The organism is Bacteroidia bacterium (assembly GCA_033391075.1).
Lineage (GTDB): Bacteria > Bacteroidota > Bacteroidia > J057 > J057 > JAWPMV01.
Window position 1 is genome coordinate 4,409,981 of record JAWPMV010000001.1, and the last position, 22,385, is coordinate 4,432,365.

10 protein-coding genes are annotated in these 22,385 nt (G+C 43.4%); 4 read left to right on the forward strand and 6 right to left on the reverse strand.

Annotated features, from left to right (window positions below):
• Positions 1-266 precede the first annotated feature (266 nt).
• The 3 genes from R8P61_17515 (at position 267) to R8P61_17525 (ending at position 10,647) form a co-directional block, all read left to right on the forward strand.
• Positions 267-2,171: a hypothetical protein gene (locus R8P61_17515; protein MDW3648871.1), complete on the forward strand. Its 1,905-nt coding sequence runs from the start codon at positions 267-269 to the stop codon at positions 2,169-2,171.
• Positions 2,172-2,288: 117 nt separating this feature from the next.
• Positions 2,289-9,956, forward strand: coding sequence for a gliding motility-associated C-terminal domain-containing protein (locus R8P61_17520; protein MDW3648872.1), 7,668 nt, complete (start codon positions 2,289-2,291; stop codon positions 9,954-9,956).
• Positions 9,957-10,131: 175 nt separating this feature from the next.
• Positions 10,132-10,647, forward strand: coding sequence for an RNA polymerase sigma factor (locus R8P61_17525; GenBank protein MDW3648873.1), 516 nt, complete (start codon positions 10,132-10,134; stop codon positions 10,645-10,647).
• An 84-nt stretch (positions 10,648-10,731) separates the two neighbouring features.
• Here R8P61_17525 and R8P61_17530 read toward each other — a convergent pair whose 3' ends face one another.
• The 6 genes from R8P61_17530 to R8P61_17555 all read right to left on the reverse strand — a co-directional run bounded on the left by R8P61_17530 (position 10,732) and on the right by R8P61_17555 (position 21,122).
• On the reverse strand, positions 10,732-11,100 hold the full coding sequence (locus R8P61_17530) for an NINE protein (protein ID MDW3648874.1): 369 nt from the start codon (positions 11,098-11,100) through the stop codon (positions 10,732-10,734).
• Between the two features lie 844 nt (positions 11,101-11,944).
• Positions 11,945-13,714, reverse strand: coding sequence for an ABC transporter ATP-binding protein (locus R8P61_17535; protein MDW3648875.1), 1,770 nt, complete (start codon positions 13,712-13,714; stop codon positions 11,945-11,947).
• Positions 13,715-13,789: 75 nt separating this feature from the next.
• Positions 13,790-15,202 carry a dihydrolipoyl dehydrogenase gene (gene lpdA, locus R8P61_17540; protein MDW3648876.1) on the reverse strand — a complete coding sequence of 471 codons (1,413 nt, stop codon included), beginning with the start codon at positions 15,200-15,202 and terminating at the stop codon, positions 13,790-13,792.
• Positions 15,203-15,369: 167 nt separating this feature from the next.
• Positions 15,370-16,722: a RagB/SusD family nutrient uptake outer membrane protein gene (locus R8P61_17545; protein ID MDW3648877.1), complete on the reverse strand. Its 1,353-nt coding sequence runs from the start codon at positions 16,720-16,722 to the stop codon at positions 15,370-15,372.
• Positions 16,723-16,748: 26 nt separating this feature from the next.
• A complete protein-coding gene (locus tag R8P61_17550) occupies positions 16,749-19,727 on the reverse strand; it encodes a SusC/RagA family TonB-linked outer membrane protein (protein ID MDW3648878.1) in 2,979 nt (992 codons plus the stop codon).
• Between the two features lie 726 nt (positions 19,728-20,453).
• Positions 20,454-21,122 (reverse strand): YceI family protein, encoded by a 669-nt coding sequence (locus tag R8P61_17555; GenBank protein ID MDW3648879.1) that lies wholly within the window; start codon positions 21,120-21,122, stop codon positions 20,454-20,456.
• 432 nt (positions 21,123-21,554) lie between these two features.
• Here R8P61_17555 and R8P61_17560 point away from each other — a divergent pair, with 432 nt between their 5' ends.
• Positions 21,555-22,373 (forward strand): succinate dehydrogenase cytochrome b subunit, encoded by an 819-nt coding sequence (locus R8P61_17560; GenBank protein ID MDW3648880.1) that lies wholly within the window; start codon positions 21,555-21,557, stop codon positions 22,371-22,373.
• Positions 22,374-22,385: the final 12 nt, after the last annotated feature.

Below are 22,385 nucleotides of genomic sequence, written 5' to 3' on the forward strand. Positions count from 1 at the left end.
CAGGGCATATATACATATATAGATTGAATAGACATTTACTTTATCGGACAGTAGCATTTTTCTCCTAACTCACAACACACTGAATAACAAACATATACACTAGCTGATGCAGTAAAAACAAGAAGATTTAAAAATTGAATACAAATTCAATAAAATAACGACTAAGTCGCATTGTAAGAGCAAATTCCTCCTGGCAAGAATTTAGTACGAAAGTTCGGATTATAATACAAAAGGCATGCTATCTTTATAGACCTCAAACGGATGCTATGAAAAAACCTTGTCTCTTTACGTACCATTTGATCGTCTTTTCACTTGCTGCTTTTATCCCTATTGGTGGATTCGCGCAAGGCCTGGGAGTAGGTACTGATGCTCCCACAGAAATGTTGGATGTAAATGGTAAAATAAGAATGCGCGATGGAGCTCAGGCGGGCTATACCTTGCAGGCGGATAGCCTGGGAGTAATGAGATGGGTCCCTCCCTCTTCCTTACACAGAGACCAAATTTTGTGGGTAACAGACTATGGAGTTATTCCCAATGACAATACCCATGATTCTGATAGCATACAGATTGCCCTTAATTACGCTTCGGAAAAAGGGATGAATCTTTATTTTCCTCCCGGCATATATAATCTTGATACGACCCTTAATGTCCCACCTGGTGTCCTATTGATAGGGAGCGGGATAGGCAAAAATCCCCTGATTGCTCCATTCGAAGGTACGGTCCTCCAATACCTGGGAGAAGGTTGGGCAGTAAATTTCAGTGGGCATGCAGCTGGTATGCGGGATCTATCGATCCGGGATGCCTTTGGAAATGGAAGTGGGGGCATCTCTATTACCGCAAGTACAGATTTGGTGGAAAGCCTGACTTTCAATCGAGTGGTTATATATGGTTTTACCTCCGGTACTGGTTTATATTTTTATGCAGAAAATGATAAAGGCATAGCTTATGGCTCCTTCTATGATGTGAGAATCAGGCATTGTCGGATTGGGATTCATATACAAACCCAGGATAGAGGTTTTGTAAACTCTAATTCATTTATGCGGGGAATCATTTCCGGGGGAGGTTATGACAAAGCTATCTTTTTAGAAGGGGGAAATAATAATGAGTTTCTGGGGCAGGTGATTGAACCCTATCAGACCTCCACGGCCCACATATATGTTGCCAAAGGTCAGTTCGTGGCCAGAGGAATCCGGGTAGAAGGAGCCGAACAACCTATTGACAGGCCCTTATTTTATTTTGCTCCAGGCACCCATGAGTCGATTGTTGATGGCACCTTTGCGGGCGGTTTGATCCTGGATAAAGGAGACAATCATCTCGATCTTTCGTCCAGCAATTCTATCAATACCCGTAATCCGGGAACCAATGTCATAAAGAATTCTGCTTTATTGGGGATCCACGGGCAAGAGGTCCCCAATTGGCAGTTTTCTCATAGCAATTTTCGACTGGAGATTCTGGATCCGGCAGTAGTTGATGCGCATCGCGTACTAAAACTTTCTATACCCGCAGGAGAGGTGCTAAGTCTGAGTCCCAAAGACGCCGACGCACCCAGAAGGAAGGTTCTGTCTCGGGAATCATTCGCAAATTTCGGGGCCTATATGAAAACAGATCAGGCGAATCTGGCTTACACCACTTTTTTGGCCAAAAGCGGAGTCATCACCTCTTTGCCTCATCCGGCCCATGATGAATGGCACTTTATTGGATTGAGGGGAGAAAGTCCGGAAAACCATATACGGCCGAAATTCATGTTTGATAATAGAAGCGGCAGCGATACAGCCATTGTTTATCTGACTTGTCCGACTTTTAGTTGGGGCCTCACCTTGCCCGCAGCAGAAGCCGCTCCTTTTCCGGTAACCGGAGGACAGGTATATGGCACACTCAGTACCAGCCTGGCAGAAGTTTATGTGCCAGATAACAATATCCTCGTATTGCCCAAGGAGGCGAATACCTTCATCATCAAAGGAAATAATGGGATCACCCGTATCAATCCAAGTGGAGATGATAAATTCCCCAAAGGCACGGTTATCACCCTACTATTTGAAAATGCCTATATCGGTTTGCCAGTCAATGCCTATCTAAAACTCAAGGCCCCTTTCAGTTCAAAAGAAAGAAGCTCTCTAAGTTTACTTTCTCTCGGTGATGGTACCTGGTGGGAGGTCAATAGAAATCTCTAGTCAAGACAAAAAGACGATAAATTTTTCCCGGTAAGCTATCCAGGAGATTGAAGTAGGTATTTGTATTTGGTTTTTTGTTTTTACAGACATAAAGTACAAACAAAAAAATATATCCAGATGGGTATTTCCCGGATGCACAATCCCCTATTATACCTTTTGCTGTTCTTTTTCGGACTCACTTCCAGCTATGCTCAAGTGACTATTTCGACCGGCCAACCTGGCCTGGGAGATATGGAAGTTTGCGTGGATTCGTCAACTTTCAGCTTCTCTGTTGGACCTTTTGCCGCAAACCTTACAGGGGTAGAAGTACGACTCACTTTTCCTAACGGAATTTATTATGTACAGAACTCACTCAATAATCTTCCGGCAGCATCGGTAAACCTCATCGAAAATTCATATGTCGGGCAGGTCCTTATTCTGGATGGTAGTTCGATCAATAGTGGGGAAAGTTATGAATTTGAAATTCAGCTATTTGCAGGCTGTGATGCCCTCCCTGATTTTCTGAGTGGACAATCTTTCAGCAATACCATAGAGGTATATGAAAATGGGAGCCTTTATGAAAACTTTGGAAGTCCCATATACAATCCTGCCATCGATTATGGACAACTGAGCATGTCCACAGGAGCAACTCCTTCCGGAGTAGCCGGACAGATCGTCACAAGAGAAATCAGCATTTTCAGTACCGGTTCCGGCTGCATCAAATTGCTAAACTGGTATGATGCACATGGAGCAGATATCCGTATAGATAGCGTTTATTTTCAGGGGCAAAAACTCAATACCTGGACAAATGGAGATACGATCTTTTATGATTTTACAGGAATAGATTTCAGCCTAATTGGGGATGGGGATTCGGAATTTTGCAATGCTGATGGAGCTATAGTTCTAACTGAATACATTCAAATATTAGGCTGTACCAATAAGAGTTCAAATGTAAGTGCCGGATGGGGCTGTAATGGCATATTCTGTAGTGATTTTAGTCTGAGTGCAGATGTGGTTGTCAGTAACCTTCAACCTAGCCTGGAATTCGAACCCAGGCCAGATACTTTATCTGGCTGTTTTTACAATCAGCCCAATCGCAAGGAACTGGTGATCCGCAACACAGGAGCAGGTTCGCTCAGCAATCTGGAAGTAGAATTGAAAAAGAACTACTATGCAGGTCAGTTTCCGGAAACTAAATATGATGGTCTGGATAGTTCCTCGGTCGAAATCCGCTTTAATGACGGAAGTTTCCAGCCCATCAGTCCCCGAAATGTGGAGATGAATATCTACGGGAACGCCTGTAGCCTTCCATTGGCCTATCGCTTTTATGTCGATGTAGATTTCCTCTTGCCAGGAGATAGTATTACCCTGGCTTTCGATATGATCAATTGTGTGCCGGATATATGCGGAGAATCGGAGATCAGACAAGGCTCCTGGGGCTATAATGCTCGTTATGATCTGCCTTGTGTTGGAAGCAGTACGGTAATCGCCAATCAAACGGGTGGATTCCCCGGAATTTTACGACACCAGGTCAGTAATTTTGATCCTCCTACCCTGGTAGATGGAAAGGAGGTAAGCTTTACCACCACCATGGAACAATCAGAAATCATCTTTCCGGAGGGAGGAGCATATCTGGTTCGCTATACCCTTCCCAGCTGTGGAGCCAGTTTTTCCGGAAATAGTGCAGATTTTGCCTGGACCAATATCGGCGGAGACCTAAGTTGGCCCCTGGAAAATTTCAGCAGTTCCCCTACACAAGTAGAGGCCAGATTCCAACTGGATAGCATCCCTACAAACTTTTCCATTAATGGCTCTGAGATAAAGCTCGACCTCATGGGAGATTGTAGTTGTCCTTCCACAGACAGCATACAATTCTTACAGAAAGAGATATTCTATTTACCAACGCCTGCTTGTAATCCTCTGGTAGAAATCCCTGTTTTTTGCGATACCATCAGCGTAATTGTTGATCCCTGTATAGTCACTACCTGCAACGGCATGCAAATCCTGGATTTCGATTTCCAACGATCAAATTTCGACCTGCCAGACAGCGATCTAAACAGAATTCCGGATGGTGGGACCGTCCTAAGTCCTGATGTAAGAAGCAATAGAGCGAGACTGGGAGATACCATTCAGGCGCAAATGAAGGGCTTTGTAAATGGCGCCGGAAGCTTTAGCTATGGATATACCGATATGACGGTAGCATTCTCCCAATACCTCACCCCTATATCCGGCACAGTCAGGATGTATGATCAAAGTACTGGCAATACCCTCAGCTGCACCAATGTACTACCAACCCTTGTGGGGGGAACAGATATATATCGGATGGATTATTCTCCTTCTACACTTACTGCAAGCTGTGCTGCCTTCGGAGGATTAAGTCTGGAGACCGGCGACTCTATTAGCCTGGATATAAGTTTTATAGTTTCTTCTACAGATCCTCAGAATATTGAAGTGGGAGCAATCTTTCCGGTAGAAATGTATTTGAGCAATGTTCTCAATCCTACAGATACGGATAAATTTACCTGCCAGGGAACCAAATTTTCGGAATTGATGCAATTGGTGCCGATGGTAGACACCTCATTTGTAACCCAGATTTCTGCCCAATCCTGTCAACAAACCCAGGCAAGAACTTATATCAATATGTTTACCGGGGGAAGTTATACCGATATGTTTCCCTTCGAATATAGGGTATGGTCCTTCCCGGATAGTCTGATCGTTACACCTCCTGCCGATTATAGCTACGTAGGGGCTAATATCCTGCTACGTTTCACTCCATATATACAGGTGATGAATGTAGATCCCATTGATCCTACTGCAAATCCCCTGATCTTTGACCTCAAGGCTTTGGTGGATAATGGAAGTCTGATCTATCCGGATGATGGATATGAGCTTCAATTTTTCACCACCTGGTTGCCCGAATGTGATGCTGTCTCAAATCAGCAAGTAGATGTACCGGTAGAGGGCAGATTTCATTGGGCGAATGGACTCTCTGCCTATGATACGCCCAAAAATTATTTGCCCACGATTCGCCATAATACCCCTGATATCACCCTCAATAACCAAAGTGCGGCTACCCAGGATGGTCTGCGAAGAGAAGTAAGCTGGGATATGCAAGTGAGCAATAATTCTATCAGCTCGAATAGCCCGTATACCTGGATGGCCTTTTATTCGCCTTCTGGGGAAATACAGGTAGTCGAACTGGAGGATACAAATGGAAATCCCGTAACTCAAAACAATGGCATATACGAACTCGGTCTGATCAATACTTCCGCCAGTAAAGCCTATACCATTAATGCGGAGTATGATCTCTGTAGCCTTGATAGCCTGATCGTATATACCGGTTGGGAATGTGCGGGTTATCCGGCAAATCTTGCCACGGCATGTCAGACAGATAGTTTTTACCTGGCCATTGATCCTAAACCAGCAGATGGACAGATCAGTTTAAATACGACCGTTAGTGATACGGTTTCTCTATTTGAGCCCATCACTTACAATCTCGCGATCCTGAGTACCCAGATCGCCAACCTGGATGAATTACTGCTTGAAATTTTTCATGCGAATAGCGGCCTGGATTTTATCACAGGTAGCACAGAGTTGGAATATCCTTTAGGTTCAGGTTTTCGGTCGATTGCTGATCCTGTAGCCATAGCCGGGGGGTATCGATTTACCATGGCAAATTATGATTCCACCCTAGCCGCAGAAGGTCTGGCTGGTTTATCCAGTTCCACAGCCCCTTATCGACAATTCAATATCCGTTTTGATCTGGCACCTAATTGCAATTTCACATCAGGAGATAGCTGGCTGTTGAATTTGCAGGCGGCTTTGCCTTGTGGGGATCCTTTATTGATCCAGCGCATCATGGAACCCATCTACATAGATGGAGGCCTGGCTCCCTATCAGACCAGCCTTTCCAGTCAACTCAATCAGGTGTATTCCTGCGATCTCTATGAAATGAGATTCAGTTTCAGTGCAAATGATACCATAGGTGGAACAGATTCTCTGGAAATCTTTATTCCAGATACTTTAAGTTATGTGCCCGCACTCTTTAGAAATATTCACAATTCTCTTCCAGATAGCCTGCCAAGAATAGAAACAGCTATAGGCGGAAGCTGGTATAAATGGGCCCTTGATTCCACCCTAACGAGCGGAGATTCTCTTGTGTTTTTATTTGGCCTGCAGAAAAGTAGTGTTTCCACTTGCCCTTCAGGTACAGATATTTCTCTGATCCTGAGAAGTAGCTATCAATATCCGGGCAATTGCCAAACAGGTGGAGGGAATTTCAATGGAAGTACAGGTCTGGATAGTGTATCCATTCCTATTTCCAATAGTTTTGTTCCTCAACTTTCTCTGACTTATTCCGGATTGAATCCCAGGAGTGTAAGTCAGGATAGCCAAAGTTGGAGCCTGAACCTGAATCATCAAAGTGGAAACTATCCGATTGCCTATCCCTGGATTCGATTTGTATCGATATCCGGTAATTCACAGGCCATTTCTTTACAGACTACCAGCAATGGAAATCTTTTAAGTTCCCTCAATGGATTCTGGCAGTTAGATAGCCTTCAGGTTGGAGAAAATTTATCCCTTGATTTGAATGCACTCGTTTCTTTCTGTGGACCTGATACCCTTCTATTGTTATATGGTTACAATTGCGATGCCTTTCCCACGGACCCCACTTCCCTCAGTTGCGAACATGACACTTTGCAGTTGATCGTCGATCCCGCTTTCCCTTATATACAATTGGATACCCTGAGTGTATCTGATCCCCTCTGCTTTGGAGCAGACAATGGGGAAGTACAATTAATAGCCAGTGGGGGTCCGACTCCTTATAGTTATTCTTTAAATAACGGAGCCTTTAGTTCACAGCCTGGCTTTGATCAACTGATCGCTGGAAACTATCTCTTCTATGCCAGAGATAGTATAGGTTGTATAGACAGCATCCGTGTAAGTCTGAATCAACCTACTCAGGTTCTTCTTTCTGTAGATAGTTTGAGGGATGTCGATTGCTCCGGAGATTCTACAGGAGAAGCGCATATATCTGCCAGCGGAGGAAATGCTCCCTATCAATTTGCGATAGATGGTGGGGCATATGGAAATACAGGCTCCTTCTTACATTTAAGCGCCGGACTTCATATGCTAAAGGTGAGAGATAATCAGGGCTGTGAAGATTCTACTCAATTTTCCCTCAATGAAAACAATCCCCTCCTTAGCCTCCTGCAAATTGATCAGGAAATTTCCTGTTTTGGAGAAAGTGATGGTGCCCTATCAGTAGCTACAGCCGGAGGAACAGCTCCCTTTATATATAACTGGCAGGGAATCGGAAGTGCGGGAAATAGTATCAGTGGACTTTTGGCAGGAGAATATATTGTGGAAATTCAGGATTCGCTGGGATGTAGCGTAGTTGATAGCATCAGCCTCAATGATGCTCCGGAAATATTTAGCAGCCTCAACCTTGTCCAGGCCCTTAGCTGCCAGGGTGATGCCGATGCAGAAGTGGAAGCTTTGATTAGTGGAGGGGTACCCGGATATCTCTATACCTGGTCTGCCGGAGCTTCCAGCAGCAATATCGCAACTAATGTTCCGGCAGGGATGCTTTACCTAGAAGTCAGTGATAATAATGGTTGTATCAGGGAAGATAGCTTGCTAATCACAGAACCGAGCAGTCTGGCCGTTACAGCCAGTGGACAGGAGGTAAGTTGTTTTGGGCTGAATGATGGACAAGTAAGCGCGCTCGCAAGCGGAGGAACAGCCCCTTATAGTTATGAGTGGAATAAAAATCCGGGGCTGAATACCCCCACACTCCTCAATAGATTGGCGGGGAACTATGAGGTTGAAGTTACAGATGCTAATGGCTGTCAGGATACTGCCACTGTTCAAATCAATCAACCCCAAGCCATACAGGCCCGGATACAAGGCTTCGATGAGACTTGCTCCAATGGCAATGGACTCATATGGGTGGAATTAAGTGGCGGATCAGCTCCCTATACATTCAGCTGGAACAATGATCCCAGTCTAAACACGGATACCTTATATAATCAAGCTGCCGGGAATTTTAGCCTACAAATAGTAGATGGCAGTAACTGCGAAGAGAACCTGAGCTTTACCCTAAACAATCAAGCCTCTCCTCAACTCGAGATAATAAGTTTGACTGAACCTAGCTGTAATGGTGCTTCCAATGGTCAGGCTGAGGTTCGGGTAAATGGGAGTGGGAACTATAGTTTTCTTTGGCAGCATTCGGGAGAAACTACGCCTGCAGTTGGTAATCTAGCTGCGGGGACTTATACAGTCAGCGTGGATGATGGAACTTGTCAGGGAAGTTTGGATGTAGTTGTGAATGAACCAGAGGCCTTGTTTACGCAAATAGATTCTCTGGTCCGTCCGGGCTGTCCGGGAGAAGATGATGGTAGTTTGTTTATCGGGGTAAGTGGAGGAAGCGCACCCTATTTCTACGAATGGGCGATAAATCCGACTTTTACAACTTCTGGACTCACAGGATTAGCTACTGGATTTTATGAGGTATATGTCAGGGATCAGCAGGATTGTCGGGATACGCTCAATGCTTTCCTTCCTGATCCGGTTCCTTTGCAGATGCAGCTGGATATTCAGGCAGTATTGTGTTTTGGGGAAAGCAATGGAGCTGCATATGCTATTGGGAGTGGCGGTACAGCTCCTTATTCCTACAATTGGAGTACGGGAGCGAGTGGAGATAGTCTGAAGGGGCAAACCGCTGGCAGCTATCAATTGGTGATTTCTGATGCGAATGGATGTAGCATAGATTCGAGTTTTATCATCCCGGAAGCTAGTCCATTGACACTGAGTATGACAAAAGAGGACATCGATTGCTATGGAGGGGAAAATGGCAGGGCAAGTGTTGAAGCAAATGGAGGAAACAGCCCTTATCAATATGTATGGTCTCATGAGGAAAATCTAGCGAGCGTACACAATCTTTCAGCGGGGACATATTCTGTCCGGGTGGAAGATTCAAACGGATGCGTAGCAGAAGATTCCATAATTCTCACTGAGGGCGATTCCATTCATGTAGAATTGCTCTCTCAAGTTGCAGCTTCCTGTGGATTGCCCAATGGAAGGGCCAGCGTCCTCGGGCGTGGAGGCAGTGGAACGCTAAGCTATGTTTGGGACAGCGACCCTATTCAGTCAGGACCTACTGCTAATATGCTCTACGGTGCAAGTACGGGACGCACCTATATCGTGGAGGCAATTGATGAGTTGGGCTGTAAAGATTCGCTGGAGGTACGGATCGGGAGTCAGGACCGACCTGAGGCTTATTTCCTAACCATACCAGATCTCAGCCAACCCATTTTCCGTAGCGAAGCACAGATTCAGTTTATCAATCAATCCGAAAACAGCAATGCCTATTTCTGGGACTTTGGAGAAGATGGAGCTTTTTCCAATGAAATACATCCCACCCATATATATACAGAGGCAGGAGAATATGTTGTGAGTCTGATTGCGATGGATGCTGCGACCCAATGTCCGGACACCATGAATATCACAGTCATGGTCATTGAAGACGGTATGATCTTTACGGCTTCCGCCTTTAGTCCCAATGATGATGGTAACAATGATGTCTTTTATGCTTATGGTGAAGGCATCCAGGAATTTGAGATGTTGATCTTTGATCGCTTTGGAAAATTGGTAATTCGACTGGAAAATATCACCGATGGATGGGATGGAAGAGGGCCAGATGGGAGACTAGCTGCTGAAGGTGTTTATACTTTTGCGCTAAAAGCTAAACTAAATGACGGCACCAAGCTCGAGCATGGAGGTAGCATAACACTCTTTAGATAGCCTTTTTGACTATAAATCAGGTAATTACGTAGATTTATTTAAGCGTTTTTAACAATAAGACTTGGGTGGATGAGATATTTTGTTTAATATTATCACAAATAAGTTAAACAAAAGCTTGACATATCGAAAAAGTTTCTTATATTTGTATCAGAACTTTCAGAAAATATAGAAACTTATGAGCCATATTGAGTTCGATACCAAACTAGTTAATATTCACAGCTCGCTGAAACCAGCAGCTTACAATCTCACAAGAGATGTAAATGAAGCCGAAGACCTGATTCAGGAAACCATGGTAAAAGCCATTTCCAATCGGGAGAAATTTCGGGAAGGCACCAACCTGAATGCCTGGATGTACACCATTATGAGGAATACCTTCATCACCAAGTACAACCGGACGGTAAGAAGAAAAACTTTTATAGATACAACAGACAATCTCCATTATATCAACTCTACCAATTATTCTATAGAGAATAAAGGAGAGACTTCGATAAACATGGATCAGATCCTAAGAGCAGTCGAAAGCATCTCTATCGATCTCCGAACTCCTTTCATGATGCATTACAATGGATGGAAGTACTATGAGATTGCTGAGGAACTCAATATTCCTATGGGTACAGTTAAAAACCGTATCCATGTAGCCAGAAAAGAATTGCAGAGAAAACTCTGGCGCCACGATCCGAAGAATAATTAAGGTTTTAGTATAAAATCAGAAGCCCTTTTCAGTTTGACTGAGAAGGGCTATTTTGATTTTAAGAATATTTCCCATAATAAGTATTTAGTCTCTCATTATTTCCCTTCGCTTCGCTTCATATTCTTGTTTATTTATTAAACCTGTATCTAACATCCTTTGAAGTTCTCTTAGCCTTTCCTCCATTGAACGCCCTTGGTTATTAGAACTAGTTACTACATTATTTATCACGATGTTGGGATTCAAATTCGCCCCACCATTGTATTTTGCATTGAATGCTCCATCAGACATAGTAAAGTATGTAATACCTTCTATAAGCGCGACTATGGCTGGTATAAATGTCCAGCAGAATAATAAATATAAAATACCCCATAGGGTTCTTCCTAAATAGAATTTATGGGCTCCAAGCCCACCTAAGAGAATTGCAAGTACTCCAGCAGTAGTTTTGCTTTTCATAATTAAATCGTTTTAGTGGACATGGCTTAGAACTCATATGTCTCCCTACAGTATTATCTTTCTATAATTTACCCTGGATCATTTCTTATTTGAATCAGAGTTACCTAATACTGTATATAAGCAAAGTAGGTTATGCCCACTAAAGTAGCTTATCTTCAAAATTCAGCATCTTTATCTTTTAGATAACCAACAAAGATTCGAATTAATGAGAAGTTGAGGAGTTCTTTTTACTTTAATCTCGTCCGAAAATTTTAAATTAAATTGAAAAGAACCTTGACGGAAAAATTTTAATAATGGTTGCCAGGACAGCCATTTTATATTTATAATTGAGAGGATTATTTGTGTCCTTAGAATGATTGCTTTATCCCAATCGCTAAAGAATCCCTACTTATTTGAACCAATTAAAACCAAACTCGAAATTCAATAGTGCCAAAAATAGTGCGCAATGCTTTTCCTCATTAGCAAAAGATCGTAATCAAAAAGGAGATAAAAGAAAACTGACCCCCGGAGAGGGGGCCAGTTCGGCTATACACACTAACGAAAACTACTACTGTCTTTTTTGATATTCTAATCTAATCTAATCTTTCTGTGTTTGCTTGTCTGCTGTGCTGCTTGTTTGTTTTTGTTGTCTGTGTTTGTTTCGCTGCACACTTAGTATAGCGTAAAACAGGCCCTCAGGTTGTGCTTTCAGGGCCCCTTTTGATTATTCGTGTAGGATTTTTGGATAAGTGTGTAGGGAAAAGGAAAAACGTGTTCTGGGGTTCTCGTGTTCTTGTGTCCTTGCTTAGGATCTCCTGGTAATTACCAGCCAGAATACGAGAACAGCAGAACAGAAGCGCACCTCTTACATCACCTCCCCAAACTGCATTTGGTGCAATTCGAAGTAGGAGCCTTTTTCTTTCATGAGGGAATTGTGGGTGCCGGATTCGATGATGCGGCCTGCGCTGAGGACAATGATCTGATCAGCTTTCTGAATGGTGGAAAGGCGGTGAGCGATGATGATGGAAGTACGACCTGCCATAACGGTGTCTACGGCATGCTGGATGACTTCTTCGGACTCTGTGTCAATATTTGCGGTCGCTTCGTCCATAACAAGGATACGGGGATCGTAGACCATAACGCGAGCAAAGGCAATGAGCTGTCTTTGGCCCAAAGAAAGGGTTGCTCCTCTTTCCTGTACTTCATAGTCATAGCCTCCCGGCAATTGACTGATGAACTCATGAGCCCCTACCCTTTTTGCAGCTTCTATCACGCGCTCCAGAGGTATTTCATCGCTATTGAGGGTAATGTTATGGTAAATGCTGCCAGAGAACAGGAATACATCTTGTAATACAACTCCTGTGAGGCTTCTTAGGTAAGACAGCCGGTATTCCTTGATATCTGTTCCATTGATCTTGATGCTCCCTTTCTGAATCTCATAGAAGCGACTCAGGAGGTTGATGATGGTAGATTTACCGGAACCCGTCGAACCAACAAGTGCGACCTTTTTGCCAGGTTCAACTTCAAAATTAATATCCTGCAATACCCAATCTTCGTCTATATAGGCAAAAGTTACCTCTTCAAACTGAATGCTGATTTCTTTCTCATTACCAGGCAGGCTTTCCAGCTTGCCTTCATCAGGAATAAATTCCCGGGTATCCAGGACTTTGAAGATCCTTTCTCCACTTACCATTCCCAATTGCAGCATATTGAACTGATCTGCCAATTGACGAAGGGGGCGGAAGAACATCTGGGTGTACATGATAAATGCGACCAGTTCCCCAATTCTAACTTCTCCCGCTACCACATTTCCGGCCCCAAACCAAACCAAAACCCCTAAACTCAGGGCAATGACGATTTCCATGACGGGAAAGTAGATGGCATAATAGAGGACAGAATTCACATTGGCTTTACGAAGCTTGGCATTGACGGCTTTGTATTTATCCATTTCCACTCCTTCGCGATTGAAGATGTGGACGATCTGCATACCGGTCAGGTGTTCCTGCAGAAAGGCATTCATATCACTCACTGCCTGCCGGACTCGGGTAAAGGCTCCTTTTACTTTATTTTTAAATACATAAGTAGCAAGGACCATCAGGGGCAAAGTAGTCAGGACTGCCAGGGTCAATTTCCAATTGAGCCAAAGCATAAAGCCAAGAATGGCAATCAATTGCAGGAGTTCACCTAAAATCCTGACCAGACCAGAAGTGAAAACATCATTGAGAACTTCGACATCATTGATGGTTCGGGTTTGAAGCATCCCGATAGGGGTTCTATCGAAATACTTGAGTTGCAGGTGCATGATGTGCTCAAAAACCTGTTTCCGGATATCGCGGATTATGCTCTGTCCCAGCCAATTGGTCAAATAGGTATTGCCATACATAATGATGCCCTGTATGACTAAAAGGCCCAGAATCAGGAGTACGATCATCCGCAATCCTTCTACATCTCTAATGGCGATGTAGACATCCAGAGCCAACTGCACCAATAAGGGTCGCAGAGGCACCAGTAATGCAACCAGAATCGTCAATCCCAGGGCCTGTGCAAATCGCAAGCGATAAGGTTTCACATAACTGAATAGCCTCCGAAGTAATTTGGAGTCATATACCTTGCCGCTGACCTTTGGGTTTGACATATAGATCTTTTAGGTGAATGCCTTGCCTAAGCAAGGGCTTGAAAACAGGGGCGATGCTTTTCGCCCCTGTTTTTTTTACAAATGTATCATCCGATTGCCAGTTGCTCCCATGGCAGCTTCTTTCACAGATTCTGAGAAAGTTGGATGCGGATGAGAGAATATGGCGATATCTTCTGCAGAAGCTCTGTATTCCAGTCCCATGACTCCTTCCATGATCATATCAGCAGCTCTGGGCCCAATGATATGCATACCCAGGAGTTCGTCTGTTTCTTTATGGGACAGGATTTTTACGAAGCCAAATTTTTCGTCCATACTGGCTCTGGCTCTACCCGAAGCTCTAAAGGGGAAGTTTCCTGTTTTGTAGGGAACTCCATCCGCCTTAAGCTCTTCTTCGGTATACCCCACTCCGGCAACTTCCGGCCAGGTATACACCACACCGGGGATTGCGCGATAATTGATATGAGGATGTTGCCCGGAAATAGCTTCTGCGACAAAGACTCCTTCTTCAGAAGCTTTATGAGCGAGCATTGCTCCTCGAACCACATCTCCAATGGCATAGATACCAGCAACCGAAGTTTCCAGCTGATCATTTACCGGAATGCGGCCACGATCTGTTTCGATCCCAATATTTTCCAGTCCGAGATTATCAGTATAAGGACGACGACCCACAGCCATCAGACAGAGATCTCCTTTGAAACTGATTTCCTCACCTGCTTTATTTTCTGCTGTAACCGTGACTTTTCCTCTACTCACTTTTGCCCCCGTCACTTTAGTGCTCAGTTGCAAATCACATCCCAACTCCCGCTTCATGACCTTGGCCAACTCTTTCCCCAAAGCTCCATCCATTCCGGCGATCAATCTATCAGCATATTCCAGAATGGTAATCTTGGTACCCATTCTTCCGAACACAGAAGCCATTTCGACCCCAATAACTCCTCCTCCGATCACAATCATTTCTTTAGGAAGCTTGGTGAGCTCCAAAGCTTCGGTAGAACTGATGATCTTCTTTTTATCGATTTCTATTCCGGGCAAAGAAGCTGGCTTGGAACCTGTTGCAATGATGGTTTTTGAAGTTTTCAAGATTTCTTCTGAACCATCCGCTTTTGCGACTTTGACAGTACTTTTATCTACAAAACTCCCATGTCCTTCATAGACATCAATTTTATTTTTCTTCATGAGGAATGCTACTCCACCGGTAGTTTGCTCCACGACTCCTTGCTTTCTCTTGATCATTTGGGGAAGATCCAGGTCGATCTTACCAACTTTGATCCCATGCTCTGCAAACTGGTGAGTAGCCTGGAAATAGTGCTCCGTAGAATCGAGCAATGCTTTTGAGGGAATACATCCCACATTTAAACAAGTACCACCAAGGGTAGGATATTTCTCAATGATCGCAACTTTCATCCCCAACTGGGCGCAGCGGATAGCCGCTACATAGCCTCCGGGGCCAGAACCGATCACAACGACATCATAGGTCTTTTCTGCCATTTTATCTGATTAGGATTATCTCTTGGAGCAAAGGTATCTTTTCAAAAGAGATTAGGCAAAGGAAATACACTTTTTGTCCTTTCCAGAAAAGAAATGAACCTACCAAATAAAAAGTGAGCCTGCAGAGATCTTCTCTGCAGGCTCGATATTCTATTCTAAAGCAAGACTTAGTTTCCTTCGTTCACCCGTCTTGAGACCTGGTCGAATAAAGAACCTCCATCTCTCAAATCAACATTGGAAGCATCCAGCCTTCCGGTTCTGCGGAGGTCCACCCAACGGTGTCCAGCCTCAGCCCAGAGTGAATACCTTCTTTGGAACAAGATCTCATCGATCAACTCATCCGTAGTTGTTCCACCTGCATAATCACCAATCCCTGCTGCATTGCGAATCACATTAATCGCATTTACAGCTTCTGTAGGATTGTTGGTCATTGCATGAGCTTCTGCATAAATGAGAATCAATTCCTCATTTCTGATGTATTTGATGGGAGCCGTATTACTTTCCCAACGAGCATCCTGGTATTCTCCCGGGATGTTTTGACCATTTGCATCTGTCAAACCTGGGTTAGAAGCAGGATTATTTACACGCTGAGCAAACTTGGCCAAACGAGTATCTCCAGGAATCGCATCTTCTATCAAAGCAGGATGCGCAATCAGGATAGTATTGGTAGCCTGGTCAAATACGTAGAACAAAGGATTGTTCACATCAGGAGCTTCTCCATATACGTGAGCGGGTCCCATATTCAAATCTCCATTGAGGTCAAAGAATGACTCATTCAAAGCATTAAGAGCTGCCTGATAATCGCTGGCATAAAGCGCCGCTCTGGCTGCGATAGCACGATTTACTTTTATCAGATCAGCAGGTGTATTAAAACCGTCATATCCAGCGGTCAAACCGAAAGGCAGGCTAGTACCTGCTCCATTCAAAGCTCCAAAACCTACGTCCAGGAAATCTCTGATTGAAGATAGAGCCTCTCCATAACTCTGGATCGCACCTGGCTTCAAAGGATCTGCAACATCTGTTCTGATACCATTGTTGAATTGCTGAAGCAAGGGATAGAGTAACTGATGTCCTTTTACTGTATTAGCAAATCCTACATAAGCAGAAGCTTCCTGAGCAGTAACTGAACTACTGCCATTAGCTGCTTCAATCAAGACATTGGCTTGCTTAACAGCCAGATAGGGAGTGGTAAATGTTCCGGCAGAAGCAAAGAAATCAGGATAAGTGGCTGTAATACCAATTCCCAACCAGTCAGAAAGAAAGCGTGGGTCAGAACCAAAGTAAGCCCATACTTCACGACCAAAACTTCCGAACATTTGCGTAGCACTTCCATAGTATCCACGATGGCGAGCTTCCAGTCCTGTTACCAGGGTTTGGAGCTCCGCTTTGGAAGCATCATTGGTAACACTCCCCAATGAGGGGTTGTTGGGATCAACTACTTCTTCGATCTCACAAGAGCTGAGTGTCAGCAGCCCAAAGATCATCGCGAGAATAGCGAATTTATATGATAAATTTCTCATTGTAATTTTCTTAAAGATCTAATGGCCTAAAGGTCTGCTTTGATGGTGAAGAACAATCTGCGAGAGCTTGGGTAAGGAGTTACCTCGATATTTCCGGAGATTGGCTGAGTACCAAAGTTGGATACTTCAGGATCATAACTACCATAAGTAGTCCAAAGCAGCATGTTGTTGATAGACAAACCAACTCTCAATCTGTCAAATGCTCCTCCGAAGATGTTGTCAGGCAGGGTATAATAAAGAGCTGCTTCTCTCAATTTCAGGTAAGAAGTCTCTTCAATATAAGCACCGGTATTTCCATTAGCTGCCCAGTCGAGCAGTCTGTCAAGACCATCAAACTGGTCATTACCATCTACATCTGCATTCCAGTTAGGAGTAGTTCCTCCATCATCCCATAGTAGAGCGGAAAGGTTGATCGCCTCTCCTCCTTTTTGCCAGTGAAGCAAGAAAGAGAAGTCAAAGTTTTGGAAGAAATTGATCTCAGTTCCCAAAGTCATATGGAAGTCAGGCTGACGGTCTCCATATACTGTAAAACCTAAAGGATCATCTGTTCCAGAAGGGTTACCTACAATTGTCGTTGGAGAGAATCCAGTTGCGAAAAGATAAGTTCCCAAAGAAGGACCAAATCCACCAATTGTCTGAGGATCAATCGCAAGGCGAGTAATCTCAGATCTGTTTTGCCAGTACTGAATTCTAGAGTAAATATTCAGGTTACGAGAGCGAACAGAAGTTACACCCAAAGCCAATTCAAATCCTTTGTTCTCAAGGTCACCTGCATTGGTTGCAATAGCCAATACACCGGTAGACTCAGGAGGCTGCTGGTCAAGAATCAGGTTTTTTACTTCCTTGTTATAGTAAGTAGCGGTGAAGGTAAGTCTGTTGTTGAACATACCCAGGTCTAATCCGAACTCTAATTCCTGAGCAGTCTCAGGTACCAGATTTGGATCAACACCACGAGTTCCAACCTGACCACCAAGGTTTCCACCAATCAACTGAGGAGACAGAGATTCGAAGGTTACACCAAAGTTTGGCAGACCACCCGTTTCTCCATAAGCAGCTCTCAGTTTGAACTGATTTACACTAGAAGCACTCCAGAAATCAAAATTGTGCAGGTTAGCCGCCAAAGAAGCTTTCGGGAAAGCATAAAATTCTTTCTGATCTGCATTCAAAGTCGACTTATCCAGACGGATACCTACAGATGCAATCAGTTTGTCGTCGAAGTTCAAGTCTTCCTGAGCTACGATACCGAGGTCCGTAACATCCTGATTGGTTTGAGCCTGTACAGACTGTACAGTCGCCCATTGTAGATTGGTCTGTCCACCAGAAAGGCCACGACCACGAGTCAGGAGGAATTCAGATTGTTGATCCAGTCTCACTACCCCAACAGAAGTATTAGAGTTGAGAGAAGAACTGAGGTTGGTATTCAGTACCAGGAAGGCCTGAACATTGGCGTTGAGGTTATCCTGACGTCCCCACATTACATCTCCAGGGTTGGCAGAAGCAATCTGGTGCTGCAGAACTTCCGGGAAATAAACCAGAGAGTTTCCACTTAGGTAGTCAACCCCACCATTTACTTTCAATTTCAGGAAAGTATTGGTATTACTCAGAATGTCTAGATCAATACTTGCAGCTGTAATAAAACGATCAACTGCCTGGTTGTTTACCCCTAAATCACGAATGGCAACAGGGTTGTCATTGAAATATGGGTTGATCGGATAGTTTCCATTTGCGTCTGGAAACAGATTGGCATAGGAAGGAGTATAAGCTAGTGCATACCCCAAACTACCACCGGTATTGTTTTGGTTACCGGTAAATCCCCGATCATTATCCGTCTTATTATAAGAAGTATTCAAAGATACTTTCAAACGGTTAGAAAGGCGATGGTCCACATTTGCGCGAACAGAGTAACGCTCAAATCCGGTGTTTTCAATAATACCGTCTTCAGAACGAAGAGAACCTGAAATTCTAAATTGAGTTTTCTGGGTTCCTCCACTTACACTGATCGTCGTGTTTGACAGTAAGGCGTTTCTTCCATAGAAAAAATCTTCCCAATCAGTATTTCTTCCTTCAGAATCTGCTGCTCTCAGTGCAGCCAGTTCATCTGCATTACCACCCGTAAAGTCAGTGGTACGTTGTTCGTCCCAGATTCCAAATCCCTGGAGATTCTGAGCCTGTGCCATACCAATGTCCTGGCTGAAGTTTACCTGGGTTTTACCTGCCTGTCCTCTTTTGGTTTGGATAATTACAACCCCTGCATTTGCACGAGTTCCATAAATCGCTGCCGCTGAAGGTCCTTTCAGGATTTCAATTTTTTCAATCTCATCCGGGTTGATGTCAGCAATACGGTTGGCGGCATCATCCTGCGTCGCTGCATTCTGACCACCACTTGCACCATTTACCTGAGTACGTCCCGTACGGATTACTGAATTGTCAACATATACCCCGTCAATGATAAACAGCGGTTGAGAAGAACCTGCACCCAGAGTTGAAATACCTCTAAGTTGCATATTCACCCCACCACCAGGAGCTCCACTGTTGGAAGTCATGTGTACACCGGTAACCTTACCGAAAAGGGCATTATCAAGGGTTTGCTGAGAAGTTTTCCCTCTCAATTCTTCTGCCGTAACACTGGAAACAGCATTACCCGAGTTCGACCTCTTTACCCCACCTGCTAGACCGGTAATTACGACCTCATCCAAGCGGGCAATGTCCTCGAGCATTTGAATTTTCAGGTCTGCATTGCTGGCACTTACTTCTACAGATTGAGAAGAATAGCCAATGTAAGAGAAAACAAGTGTTGCAGAACTTCCGGGAAGGGTAATGCTAAAATTACCTTCTCCATCCGTAGTAGTTCCTCTCACTGTTCCTTCCTCCACGATCCTCACCCCAATCAGCGGGGTTCCGTTGTCGTCTGATACATTACCGCTTACTGTAACTTGCGCCATAGCCAACTGGCTGAAGCATAATAGTAAGCAGCTAAACCAGACGTGATAGATTAGCTTGCTCATAGATAGATTATGTTAGTATATAAATAATAACTGTAGCCAAAATGTATATATAGATGTTAGGTGTCTTGAAATAGTTTTAAGGCAGGGACAAACTCTGATTACCCGACAAGGCGGGACAAAAAGGATTACAATAAAGCTGGTTGATTATTTATTGAATGGGGATGTAGATGAGTTATGTCCAGGTTAAAGGTTAATTAGGTTAGTTTTGCCAAAAATATATAGTTCATTTAGATAAACCATAATTTCCTTGAGGCTTTTTAATTGATTAGTCGAAAATTTACATATATAAAATTCCCAATATCTAAGCATAGAAAAGCATCTCGCGTAGAGATTATTATTCTATAAATCTCAAAAATCATATAGTATTATTCCATAAAAATGGCATAATTAGAATATTGTTCCCTCTCTCTGTAAAAAAGCTTTTATTCATTTTTTTGAGTTTAATTTTTTACTTAAACAAAAGAATAATTTTCCTCTTCCAAATATGCTTTTCAGACAGGTGAACTTATACTCAGAACTTTTAGCTCAATAATAATTTCCTCTGCCTTCATCAAGGACAAGAAGAATTTCTGTCTGTTGCTTTAACGCTTGCTCAGGATGATTGGTGGCTTTTGTTCCTGTTTGTTAGGAAATAAATGCTAAAAATTGACAGGAATTTATAGCAGAAATGAAAAATCCCCTACCAGAAGGTAGAGGATTTCCCATAAACTACTATTTTTTTAATCCTTAGGCATCGCTAGTACCTGCACTCAAGGCAAGCTTTAAATTGATATCGTCATAGATGGTTTTGTCTCCGAGGTCTTCAAAGAATTTTCCAGAACCATAACGAATGTCCCACTCTGTTCTGTCAATATTGAAATCAGCTTCAGCATTGAAGCTTCCTCCATTCATAGAAACAGTTGCAGGGAAGGTAATTTCTTTAGAGATCCCTTTGATGGTCAGGTTACCACTGATGTTGTGGGTAGCTCCAGCCTCTCCCTCTAGCGCTGCTACAGAGGTAATTTCAAAAGTAGCCGTAGGATGCTCAGCTACATTAAAGAAATCAGGAGAACTCAAGTGTCCCAATAATTTTGCCTGAGTTTCTGCATCTTCAGCCAGGTCATTGTTGGCGATGGTAGTCATATCGATTGCAAAGTTACCTGCTGTGATATTTCCGCTTTCAACACTAAATACCCCATTAGAGATTTGGATTGTACCATTATGTTGGCCGGTTACTTTTTTTCCGGTCCATGCCAGCGTACTGGCATCTACATCTACCGTAAAATCCTGAGCTGCTGCTGTAGCCTCAGCTTTGGTAGCTTGTTCTCCCGTCGCTACTGTTGCTTCTTTCTTTCCGCCACAAGCTGCAAGGAAAAAGGAAAGGCCCATTACGAGGATGAAAAGATTACTTCTCATGTTTCTTCTTTGTTTTTTGATGTTTTGATTTGAAAAAATTGTTCTTCACAAAAGTCAATGTTTAAACATTGATATAGAGCTTAACGGCTTTCACCGCAAATAGTTTTGCCGCGAAGAAAAAAAAATTTAAAAACTTAACAAAAGAAGAATGCAGTGGGTTATTATATACAGAATTTCATATATAAAATTCTTAGATCGATTTAAGAAGTAATTACTTAAGACAAGTGTCCATAATTAAGCAGAAAGCTAGAAAATACCGCCTATATTGGGTGTAAAGTTAGGTTAAATGAAAACTGGGCGACTTTCACTTGCCAAGAATTTCTAAACTTGCAGAAATAGAATGATTCTAAAAAAGACGAAAGATTATGCCCGCCTTGACATTCGATCCCTATGGGGCTAATTTTGAACGCTTTTGCTTAAAAAATCTAAACTATGACATCAATTTCTTCCATGTTTTCTCTCTCTGTAGGTAGAAAGATGGTAATGGGATTAACCGGACTTTTTCTGGTATCCTTTTTATTCGTTCACCTCAGTGGCAATTTGCTACTGTTCAAATCAGATGGAGGAGTATCTTTCAACGAATACACCCGATTTATGACCACCAATCCGGTTATTCGTGTTATGGAGTGGGTTCTCTTCGCAGGATTCATATTCCACATCATTTACGCAGCCATCCTCACGCGACAAAACCGCAAAGCTCGTCCGGTAGCTTATGCCTATAAGTCCGGTTCAGGGAGCAGTTCCTGGTTTTCTCGCAATATGGGTTTGAGTGGCAGTGTTATCCTTGCTTTCCTCATCATTCACCTGGTCATGTTCTGGGGTAAATACAAATTCGGAGAAGCAACTACCGAAGTTAGCATAGAGGAAGCTTACACTATGGCCTGGAAGGTAAAAGAAGACATCTCCTATGGCGCCAATCAAGCCATGGTTGAATCCGGGACCTATGTGGACCTGGAAGAATACCTTTTATTAAAAGAAGCAGGTCGTGCAGATGAAAAAGTTCAGGGAATTTCTATGACGGAAGTAGTTAAGGCTTCTTTCGGTGAATGGTACATCGTGCTATTTTATGTCCTTTCTATGGTCCTCATAGCCTTTCACCTCAATCACGGTTTCCAGAGTTCTTTCCGTACCCTGGGCCTCATGCACAAAAAGTACACGCCTTTGATCACCAAAGCGGGAACAGCCATTTCTATTGTGCTCCCCTTGATCTTTGCGGCTATGCCCGTTGTGTATTTCCTAAGAACTTTATAAAACACCCTCTAA

What these genes read in the sequence shown, in the direction of transcription:
- R8P61_17515 (MDW3648871.1), top strand. Translation starts at nt 267, where the DNA reads ATGAAAAAACCTTGTCTCTTTACGTACCATTTGATCGTCTTTTCACTT.
- R8P61_17520 (MDW3648872.1), top strand. Translation starts at nt 2,289, where the DNA reads ATGGGTATTTCCCGGATGCACAATCCCCTATTATACCTTTTGCTGTTC.
- R8P61_17525 (MDW3648873.1), top strand. Translation starts at nt 10,132, where the DNA reads ATGAGCCATATTGAGTTCGATACCAAACTAGTTAATATTCACAGCTCG.
- R8P61_17530 (MDW3648874.1), bottom strand. Translation starts at nt 11,100, where the DNA reads ATGAAAAGCAAAACTACTGCTGGAGTACTTGCAATTCTCTTAGGTGGG.
- R8P61_17535 (MDW3648875.1), bottom strand. Translation starts at nt 13,714, where the DNA reads ATGTCAAACCCAAAGGTCAGCGGCAAGGTATATGACTCCAAATTACTT.
- lpdA (MDW3648876.1), bottom strand. Translation starts at nt 15,202, where the DNA reads ATGGCAGAAAAGACCTATGATGTCGTTGTGATCGGTTCTGGCCCCGGA.
- R8P61_17545 (MDW3648877.1), bottom strand. Translation starts at nt 16,722, where the DNA reads ATGAGAAATTTATCATATAAATTCGCTATTCTCGCGATGATCTTTGGG.
- R8P61_17550 (MDW3648878.1), bottom strand. Translation starts at nt 19,727, where the DNA reads ATGAGCAAGCTAATCTATCACGTCTGGTTTAGCTGCTTACTATTATGC.
- R8P61_17555 (MDW3648879.1), bottom strand. Translation starts at nt 21,122, where the DNA reads ATGAGAAGTAATCTTTTCATCCTCGTAATGGGCCTTTCCTTTTTCCTT.
- R8P61_17560 (MDW3648880.1), top strand. Translation starts at nt 21,555, where the DNA reads ATGACATCAATTTCTTCCATGTTTTCTCTCTCTGTAGGTAGAAAGATG.